The sequence below is a fragment of the Vibrio cionasavignyae genome, from assembly GCF_050337155.1.
GTDB lineage: Bacteria > Pseudomonadota > Gammaproteobacteria > Enterobacterales > Vibrionaceae > Vibrio > Vibrio nomapromontoriensis.
Genome location: NZ_JAKJSR010000001.1, coordinates 36,628 through 46,101, shown reverse-complemented (window position 1 = coordinate 46,101; position 9,474 = coordinate 36,628). Strand labels below are relative to the sequence as shown.

General features: G+C 40.6%; 11 protein-coding genes. All 11 read right to left on the bottom strand.

Annotation, left to right across the window (positions count from 1 at the left end; genetic code table 11):
* Nucleotides 1–383 (bottom strand): GNAT family N-acetyltransferase (locus L4D74_RS00225; protein WP_428750220.1); only part of this gene is annotated, 383 nt, incomplete at its 3' end.
* Between the two features lie 140 nt (nucleotides 384–523).
* Nucleotides 524–1,141: a hypothetical protein gene (locus L4D74_RS00220; RefSeq protein WP_428750219.1), complete on the bottom strand. Its 618-nt coding sequence runs from the start codon at nucleotides 1,139–1,141 to the stop codon at nucleotides 524–526.
* A gap of 146 nt (nucleotides 1,142–1,287) precedes the next feature.
* Complete coding sequence (locus tag L4D74_RS00215; RefSeq protein ID WP_428750218.1) at nucleotides 1,288–1,794, bottom strand: hypothetical protein; 507 nt, start codon at nucleotides 1,792–1,794, stop codon at nucleotides 1,288–1,290.
* Between the two features lie 207 nt (nucleotides 1,795–2,001).
* The gene (locus tag L4D74_RS00210; protein WP_428750217.1) at nucleotides 2,002–2,826 is read right to left on the bottom strand and encodes a hypothetical protein; all 825 of its coding nucleotides are present in this window, start codon (nucleotides 2,824–2,826) and stop codon (nucleotides 2,002–2,004) included.
* Nucleotides 2,827–3,008: 182 nt separating this feature from the next.
* Nucleotides 3,009–3,596: a hypothetical protein gene (locus L4D74_RS00205; RefSeq protein ID WP_428750216.1), complete on the bottom strand. Its 588-nt coding sequence runs from the start codon at nucleotides 3,594–3,596 to the stop codon at nucleotides 3,009–3,011.
* Nucleotides 3,597–4,571: 975 nt separating this feature from the next.
* The gene (locus tag L4D74_RS00200) at nucleotides 4,572–4,955 is read right to left on the bottom strand and encodes a GFA family protein (RefSeq protein WP_428750222.1); all 384 of its coding nucleotides are present in this window, start codon (nucleotides 4,953–4,955) and stop codon (nucleotides 4,572–4,574) included.
* 140 nt (nucleotides 4,956–5,095) lie between these two features.
* Complete coding sequence (locus L4D74_RS00195; protein ID WP_428750215.1) at nucleotides 5,096–5,695, bottom strand: KpsF/GutQ family sugar-phosphate isomerase; 600 nt, start codon at nucleotides 5,693–5,695, stop codon at nucleotides 5,096–5,098.
* A gap of 113 nt (nucleotides 5,696–5,808) precedes the next feature.
* Complete coding sequence (locus L4D74_RS00190) at nucleotides 5,809–6,132, bottom strand: antibiotic biosynthesis monooxygenase family protein (protein WP_428750214.1); 324 nt, start codon at nucleotides 6,130–6,132, stop codon at nucleotides 5,809–5,811.
* 1,131 nt (nucleotides 6,133–7,263) lie between these two features.
* Nucleotides 7,264–8,310, bottom strand: coding sequence for a ParA family protein (locus L4D74_RS00185; protein WP_068864868.1), 1,047 nt, complete (start codon nucleotides 8,308–8,310; stop codon nucleotides 7,264–7,266).
* Nucleotides 8,300–8,767, bottom strand: a complete 468-nt coding sequence (locus L4D74_RS00180; RefSeq protein ID WP_068864866.1) for a hypothetical protein — start codon at nucleotides 8,765–8,767, stop codon at nucleotides 8,300–8,302. The genes L4D74_RS00185 and L4D74_RS00180 overlap by 11 nt, the downstream gene beginning before the upstream one ends.
* Nucleotides 8,768–8,962: 195 nt before the next feature.
* Nucleotides 8,963–9,397: a hypothetical protein gene (locus tag L4D74_RS00175; RefSeq protein WP_428750213.1), complete on the bottom strand. Its 435-nt coding sequence runs from the start codon at nucleotides 9,395–9,397 to the stop codon at nucleotides 8,963–8,965.
* Between the last annotated feature and the right edge of the window lie 77 nt (nucleotides 9,398–9,474).

Here is a 9,474-nt window from a genome sequence, read left to right as displayed (position 1 = left end):
ACTTTTGAGTAACCATGTCGCTCGTAGAAACACACTGCATTATCATTAACCTTGCGTGTTGAAAGTACTGAGCGCTTGTAACCTTTAATCACTGCACAACTCTCAAGCTGGGTGATTAGATAACTACCCGCTCCTCGGTACTTTGAGTACATTCGCTTCAACTCACAAGTTTCACTGTCGTGCTTGCGAAATGAACCGCATGCAACGGCTTTTTTACTTTGATAGATGACTAAACAAATATCAGTACCCAAACTAAAAGAATCCGCATGGAATGAACTCTCGCCAGAGTCTGAAGTAAGAGCTCTAAGTTCTGAACTCAACTCTGCGACTAGATTTGAAAAATCCTTATCGCTTGGTGTTGTTTCCCTAAATGTGAACTGCACGTAGCCTCCTGCCACATAACGCCGCGTTAAGTAGTGAGCAACGCAGACCACCGAACTTAAAGTATTGTGCCGTAAACACTAAATTTAAAGCAAACTGAAAATGCCAAGCGTTGGGAATCTGTCTTAAACGCTTTGTTAGGCTACTTATAGTTGACCTGAATCCATTCCTTGGCAAAGATACTGCCATCCGAGTTTAGATCTATAGAGTTGATGGCTGAAAGCTGCTTAAGTGCAAATTTTAAATCTTTACTAGAAAGTTGAGGCATTTCATACATATCCATTCTTTGATTTACTCGTTCCAGTAAATCTCGCTCAGGTAAGTTGACTACTTTCTTCTCTGCAACTTTATGTAGAGTGACTAAAACAACGACTTCAGATGGAGTTAGCTCAACTTCTAAGTTTTTCCATAAACTATTCCAGAGTAAAACAGCTGCGAATGGTATCGCCCACTGTTGATCATTGACTGATAGAGTAGTGAATACGCCGGCAGAGATTGCTTCAATAAGATTTCTCATATTCAGACGAATATTGCCTAGCTTTACACTCTTTCCTCCATTACGCCCACTTATATGATCCATTGTGATCATATGCATAAGATGGCGCTCTTTCTCTGGGGGAGTGACTTTCACATAGTTGTCAACTATCTGTTTTGCTAATTGTTCATTCTTACTTATTCCAGCAATAACCAAGTAGTCATTTACCTTGGTCTGAATTTCGCTAAGTTTTTCGTCTCTACGAGAATAGTTCCACTCTCTCAATTTATTTTTCCTTATTATGCAAATTCTGCTTGTAGCCTAACGCCCTGCTAAGTGGCGCTGACGACTAACTATACCAAACACTCATAATCTCAAGCCAAAACCGCGATACGTTACGCGTCCACTTGAGCAGTTTGTTAACTGTGTGCTTAATGCGGTTTAAAACATAGGTGAGAATTGAATAACTCAACTGGTTTATCGTTATCTGTCGTTAGTTCGATATTACAATAAGATTGACTAACTGCTTGCAGAGCCCCATCAAATTTCAAGATATAACTCTTGCCCATTTTGGGAACAAAATCAGATATAACCCCACACATTAAACTGCCTGATGTAGCTGTAACCAAAAAACTTGATTTGACTTCCGCAACAATCGGTAAGGTCTTCCGCTCTTCATTGCCGTCAAAGCCTGCTAACCCACCAATTTCTATAGTGTGCATGAGAGTTCGATCGCCTTCAATCTCCCACATATCGCATTTACCCGCATTCTCGACATGCCAGAACCTGATCTGTATTCCAGCTAGGACAGCTCCAGCCCCGTCCGCCTCCATAGTCAGTTCCGCTAAACTATCAGTATGAGTTGGCTCAACATACTTAGTCGCACAACCAGCTAATATTGAACCAAAGATAGAAACCAATAATAAACGTCTTTTCATCCATGACCTCTTTAATACGAATATCAATTAACCACCAACCAAAAATAGATAATTAAGCCAAAGCAATTACGAAGCCGGGAAGTACAGTTAACGCCCGCTTAACTTGCTGCCAACTGCACCACATCTAAACTGACCACCGTAATCACACAAGCCAAACTGAACCAAAAATGCAATAGGTTGGCAGTCAAGTTGAAGCGTTTGTTAAGTTTACATAATCCACTTAACCAAATCGTATGCGAACTGCCCAAACCACCCTACCGACAGAACACCAAATATCGCACGGTGCATCAACATTTTGTTGTTTGCTGAGCGGAATTCAACTAACGGGCAAACCCAACGTAAGTAATGAAACAATAGCCTGAAGACAAAGAGCGTTGCCACAAATGAATACATGTAAAGTGCGCTTTCAAAAAACACACTTGATATTTGCATGTTCTCAATATTCGGACTAAATCGACTACAAACCCAGAACGATAATGGGAATCCCATGAACCACAACAATACATCATAAATGCTATGTCGATGAACAACTGAAAGTGTTGAGGATTTTGAGCTTATGTAGTTTTTTAGCTCGCTAAACACACCGTTAACCCAAGTAGCATCGTAACCACTAACTTCAAGATTAGACTCGTTTGGAGTTCCGTAACTCGGAAGTAAAGAGAAATCGAGCACCTTAGGTTTTGAGAAATCAAGAAATACAACAAAATAGTTGTGAGGATAGTAGTTATGTACATGCTTCAGTGTTGACTGACTATCTACGTAAAGTGACTTAACGTTTTCAGGAAAGTTTACTGAATCAAATACTTCACTAATTGTGCCCCATAACTCTTCACCATTTGTCCCAGCAATCGTAACTTTTAAGGTAAAGGACTCACGCAGAGTTCCGAGGTTATTCTCATATTCCTCTTGAGTTTGGTCATTTTGCAGAAATAAGAAAGCTTCGATTTCTGCAGCAGCATTGGCTCTTTCTTGTAGGATATCGCAAAATCGACGAAGCTCATCTTTACCAAAAGATAAAGATGATATTTGCATTTTTTGCCTACTTTTAATTTTAGTTTTTTCTATCACAACCACTGAATCCAAAATGTAAACTTAACGCCTTGTTAAGCAGCAGCTAAACTACCACTACAATCAAACAAAGCCACCGTAATCACCAAACCCAACCAAACCAAAATCGCCAAACGTTAGCTGTCTGCTTGAACAATTTGTTAGAATTATCTTTCACCGTTATATGACACTTCAGCCTTGTCGATACCAATGTCTTTGCGCATTGCATTGGTCAAGTTTAGAGCATTAGACCTAATAACTTCCCAACTCACAGACTTACCATCGAATACAACAGCTAATAGCTGATCTATGAACAAATCATTTGCATCCATCACCTCTTGTGGCGCTATCATTGCAAGATACCCATAAATCTTTAGACGCTCTGTCTCGAACTGTTCGGCTTCTTGAGCTGTTAGCTGTTGCTTATTTCTAAGAACGATCATTTCCACTTTTGCGAGCATTGTGGCTACCAAGTCAATCGTAGCTCTATAGATCAATAACTTATCATTGTGTTCTCTGAGTTGGGTTTGTTTATAAACTTCGATTTCACTATGGAGTTTGGCTAAATTTTTCTGGCTATCCTGATGTAACTCAGTTCTCAGCTTCTCCAGCTCTCGATCATGTTCGGCTTTTTCTTTTACCATTAAACGGTTTGCCCAAATTTTTCCTAAATAATTTGCCAACCCAAGAATAATGGCACCACTTCCACCAAGAGCAGCAATGATAGTTGCCCCAATTTTTAGATATTCGTCCATAGTCACCCGATAATTTCTAACGCCCTGCTAAGTGGCGCTAACGATTAACTTATCAAGCGCACTTAACTTCAAACCAAAACCGCCAAGCTTATGGCGTCCACTTGAGTAGTTTGTTAGTTGCCTACGCCCCTATTCTTTTATTTGCGCCAAGATGCTCATTGCTTGCCGCAAACTAAATTACTATCACCACGCCGTGCTTGATAGCTGACAGAACTGACATATTTCGATAAATGCGAGTTGGCGCGAAAAAGACCCCACCGAAGTCACTGAAAAACGGGTTGAGGAAGATGTGACTTTCGTTGCCCACGGACGGACAAAAAAAGCAGTGCCGCGAAACCTCGATTGTTAAAGCGAATGACTCTTTCGCGCTGCCACCGGAAAGAAAGTTAAGCAGTGGGGCTTGTCGCTGCATAGCTGAAGGGACAATGATTTGACCACTAAATTTCTAAGTGCAACTAACGCCCTGTTAAGTGGCGCTAACGATTGACTTACCAAGCGCACTTAACTTCAAACCAAAACCGCCAAGCTTATGGCGTCCACTTGAGCAGTTTGTTAGCTTTTTCGTGCGATAATGCCTGCGTTGCTCACCAAGATGTTGAAGTAACGCTCTCCCCTCAAAACCACTGACCAACATGACGGGACAGAGTTGAACTGTCCAAAAATTCGTAGCCTGAGTTGACGAAACTCAGAGGCAACTCAAAGTTTGCCACTAAGCCAACAGCCACATACGCCAATTTTCAATTAAGCGTAAATAACTCAGTAGCAAAGAAAAAGCACACGAGAGATGTGAGGTTACCACTAAAGAACAGGTGTAAAGCTAGAACGATGAACCCGTACACCAATAAACTAAACCGTGAAAGCTAACGCCTTGTTAAGTAGCAGCTAACTGCCACCACACCCAAACAAAGCCACCGTAATCACTAAACTCAACCAAACCAAAATCGCCGACTGTTAGCTGTCTGCTTGAACAATTTGTTATGTTTCTTTGCTCTTGTGGGCGAGTTTGTGGGCATGTTGCTCCCACTCTCTCCCGTCGAACTCCGATACCACAACCTTTGRAATTGGAGTGTCGATACAATTGATATTCACGTCCACTCCATCGGGGTTTGAGCGCGGAATGTAGAAAGGCTTACAACCACATGTGGTACAGAAAAAGTGCTTAGCGACATTCGTATTAAACGTGTAAGTACTTAAACAATCCTGTCCCTTCAACAAAGAAAATTTCGAGTTAGGTACTATCAAATGAAGAAAGCCTGACTTTTTACATATTGAGCAATTGCATAAGTCAGCCTCAATAACTTCGGGAGCTTCAACTGAAAACTGAACTTCTCCACAATGACAACTTCCTTGATATTCCATCATTTCCTCGTTGAAACATAACGCCTGCTTAAGTTGTGAGTTACGCATCACTGAAGCCAAATTTTAAACCGTAATCACCCAAACCAAAATTAACACCAAAACCGCCAAGCGTTACGAATCAACTTGAAGCGCTTGTTATGCTAATTTGGTTGATTGTCCGTACGTGCCTTTCTTCCCAAGTAACCACCGTGATGCCTTAATCCATATTCTTCTTTTGTGAACCCGTTCACTTCCATTGCAGCGATCGCTATTGCATCACTCATTGCTAACATTACAGCGATTGTAGTGGTCGGAGTGAGATCCAATGGACAAGCTTCCTTATGAACTCCCATGTCCAACACATATTCACAATGCTTTCTCAACTCTGAGTCTGGATGAGAGGTTACACCAACTATATGCGTTACACCCAAATGCCTAGCTAGCTCCAATATTTCAATAACTTCTCGTGATTTACCACTAGTAGAAAACGCTATTAATATATCGTTGGGACTAATAATCCCCAAATCTCCATGTGCAGCTTCAGCAGGATGAAGAAACACCGAAGGAGAACCGGTAGAACTTAACGTGACTGAAAACTTGTGAGCAATATGACCAGCCTTTCCTATACCTGTTGTAACTACCTTACTAGAGCAGTCTGCGACTAGTTTTACTACTTCTTCGAAGGAGTCATTAACATGTACAGATTGGATAGCTTTTGCTTCTTCACTCAAAACAAATTTAACGCGATCTATGATTTTCATTAAATCTCCATTTGCATAACGCCCTGCTAAGTGGCGCTGACGACGAACTTTACCAAACACTCATAATTTCAAACCAAAACCGCGATACGTTACGCGTCCACTTGAGCAGTTTGTTAGCACTCTACTGCCAGCGAGGTTTGTAGGAAGTCATCACTAACTTCAAGTTTATAAACAGTATTTGATTTAACTAGACACTCACGCATTTCCTTACGTGAGATCTCGAAGAGTTTATTTGTGAATTGATGGTCTTTTTCCCATTGATCACGACTTGGCCATTGGGCATAACCTACCATTACATTTGGCTTGTCTGAACGATGAAGACGAGAACCAAAGCTGCCACAATGCTGGTAGATTGACTTTGTTACTTCAAGCCATGCTTCGCGAAACCTTGATTCCGTTCCATCACGAATTTCAAACTCATAGACTGCGATAAACATCCTGTTTCTCCTCTGAGTGCTAACGCCCTGCTAAGTGGCGCTAACGATTAACTTACCAAGCGCACTTAACTTCAAACCAAAACCGCCAAGCTTATGGCGTCCACTTGAGTAGTTTGTTAGTTGCCTACGCCCCTAATCTCTTATTTTCACCAAGATGCTAATTGCTTACCGCAAACTAAATTACTACCACCAAGCCATACTTGATAGCTGACAGAACTGACATCTTTCGATTAATGCGAGTTGGTGCGAAAAAGGCATCACCGAAGTCACTGAAAAACGGGGTGAGGAAGATGTCACTTCCGTTGCTCACAGACGGATACAAAAAGCAGTTCCGCGAAACCTCGATTGTTAAAGCGAATGACTCTTTCGCGCTGCCACCGGAAAGAAAGTTAAGCAGTGGGGCTTGTCGCTGCATAGCTGAAGGGACAATGATTTGACCACTAAATTTCTAAGTGCAACTAACGCCCTGTTAAGGGGTGAGCAACGCAATACTGAAGCAGCCGCAGACCACCTTAAACGCCAAAACCAACGCATAGTGAAAATGCCACGCGTTGCGAATCCCTCTTGAACAGTTTGTTATGTTCGTAGTTTTTGATAGGTAAAGACTATTGAAATGACAATTCCAATAGACATTAGTTAAAGTTAAATGCTATTATCCCAATTAATTGATAGGTAAAACCTATTAAAATAACTTGTGTCGCAAGGTAAAGGGAAACATGGGATTAAGTAGCATTGTTCACATTAGCTCTATTGGGTGTGCTTGCACGGCATGCGCTCGACTTCTTTGGTTCAATGAACTGTCGCTAAAAGGAATAGAGTTGGAAACACTCATTATTCACGCTCAGTCTGCTGCGATGCTTCCGATGGCTGCAATTTTATTAATCGCCAGTGTTAAGCCTGAGATTACGCAAACCATTCATGGATTGAACGCACACTACTTAATCTCCTCAATATCATTAACTTACATATCAATAAGTTCGCTTCAGCTTTAACATTGCCAAGAGAACATAACGCCCTGTTAAGGTGTGAGCAACGCAATACCAATGCCGCCGCATACCACCTTAAACACTAAACGCAACGCATGGTAAAAATGCCACGCGTTGCGAATCACTCTTAAACAGTTTGTTATGTCTATTTTTTAGTGGAGATTAAGGAAAAAATAGACGACAGAGTTCGACCAATTCCTTTTTTAATCCCATCTGAAATACTTGCTACCGATAGAACCAAGCACAATACTAAAATAGATAGTGTCTCAGGGTTTGCGTCTCCATTAGTAGCCAACCCAAAGACCACTGAGCAAACTAATAAAAATAAGCTAGATGACACAAAATATGAGCCGAGACTTATATTTCGATCTCTAAAGCTGAAAATAGAAAACTGCTTACTATCTAATTTGCGAAGAGGTGGCTTTGCAATACCCTCAAACAATTCAATTTCTTTCAGCCCCTGCCAAATTTGACTGGTATAAACACTAGTGATTTTAGGAACTTCTCCCACAATAAAGCTTTTTATTGCATCAAGATCAAATGGTATTGAGGATAGACATCTTGTCTTGAAACTAACAACTCCGTTTCTTATAAGTATAGATGGATCATCAAATACTTTATTGACAAAAAAGCCGCTTAATTTATCTGAGACCCCATTGTCGTATAGTGTATCAACTAAATACTGTGTAGCCTGGAAAGAAGTCGTATCAGTCTCTGCTACTATAATAATCTCATCTGATGACTTACAAACAGTAAGGGACTCATCGTCAATACCACCACGACAGTCCACTATAATATAGTCATACCCCTTCTCTTGCTTAATTTGGGTAATAAACTGTTCGAAATAATCATGGAAAAAATCACTTTCTCCATTTTCTTTATACCTTCTATGATCTCCCACACCTATAAAGTCAGTACTATTATAACTTTTCAGTGGCTCAATCACTTTTTCGTAAGGGAGAGCCGTCTTTTCTAGGGTTGAGAATAAGTTTGTGAGCCCTACGCTAATATTAGAAACTTCATTAAGTCCTAAATAGTAAGTTAGACCTGCAGTACCAAAATCGGCATCGATTAGCAATACAGATGAACCAGACTCATCTAAAATTTTAGCTATTGTCGCAGTCAGCATGGTTTTGCCACTACCACCTTTGCCGCTAACGACAGCGATAGTTTTACAACTTTTATTTTCCATCGTTTTCTCCTTGCGAGCGAGACAGCCTTCCTAAAAGGTCTGCGTATTGCTTTTTGTCATCTACAAAATCTGAACCGTTCATATTGAACCAGTAATGAATGATAAAGAAGAAAAATGACCACGCAACCGTCAAAAAAGAACTAAACATACAGATTGACTTAAACTGTCCGGGGTCAATACCGAAACTAGTTTTTACCAATTCGTATATCCACTCACCTGCAACTGCTCCGGATAAAAGAGTTGTGATTATGAACCCACCAAACCCTAGAATTACTTGACTACCTGTCGCTTGAATTTTTAGAACAAGCAGGTTGATCACGAACTTTTGGTCTGTTGCAATGGTTTGAGATATTGGATGGGCAAGAAACCATCCGGATGTGATAATTGAAATAGACGCCAAAAAAAGCCAAGAGAAAACACTTTCTAATGCTGATTCGACACCGGTTATATCCTTCATAAAAAACTCTGTTATGCATCTATGTGCGCCATAATACCATCAAATTTTTAAACGCAAAGTTTTTGTTGAATTACATAGACATAACGCTAAGCTAAGTTGCAGCTAACGCAACACCGCACTCAATCTAACCACCGTAATCACTAAACTCAACCAAACCAAAAATGCCAAGCGTTAGCTGTCAATTTAAGCGCCTTGTTAGGCTTTTAGTTTCGCCATTGTTTCTTCTATTAGTAGCTGTTTTTCAAAATACTGACGAAAGGAACTATGGAGCTCTTGGATCCATAGTTCACTGTTATCTGTTTCCAGAAATTTCATCGCTTTTTCTGAAATTGGCGTTTTTTGATAGTGAAATGTAGCATTTCGAAAAAGCCGCAAAGCATCAACAAAATCTACCGCTTCCAGTAATGAATCAACTTTCTCATCGGAACTATTCAGCTCTCGATAACCTTCTACTACAACGTACAATAAAGAATAGAAAACACAAATCCGACGAAAAGACGAATGTAGCTGAGATAATTTTTGGATCTCGATAGGAAAGCTCTCATCTACCGGAATATCGGTGTTGCTAACGACTTTTACAGCATCTGCATTTAACCAATGCGAATGTAAAGCAACCATGCTTGGTTTCATATTGTCTCCCTAAAGCCTAACGCCCTGCTAAGTGGCGCTAACGACTAACTTGCCAAGCGCACTAAACTTCAAACCAA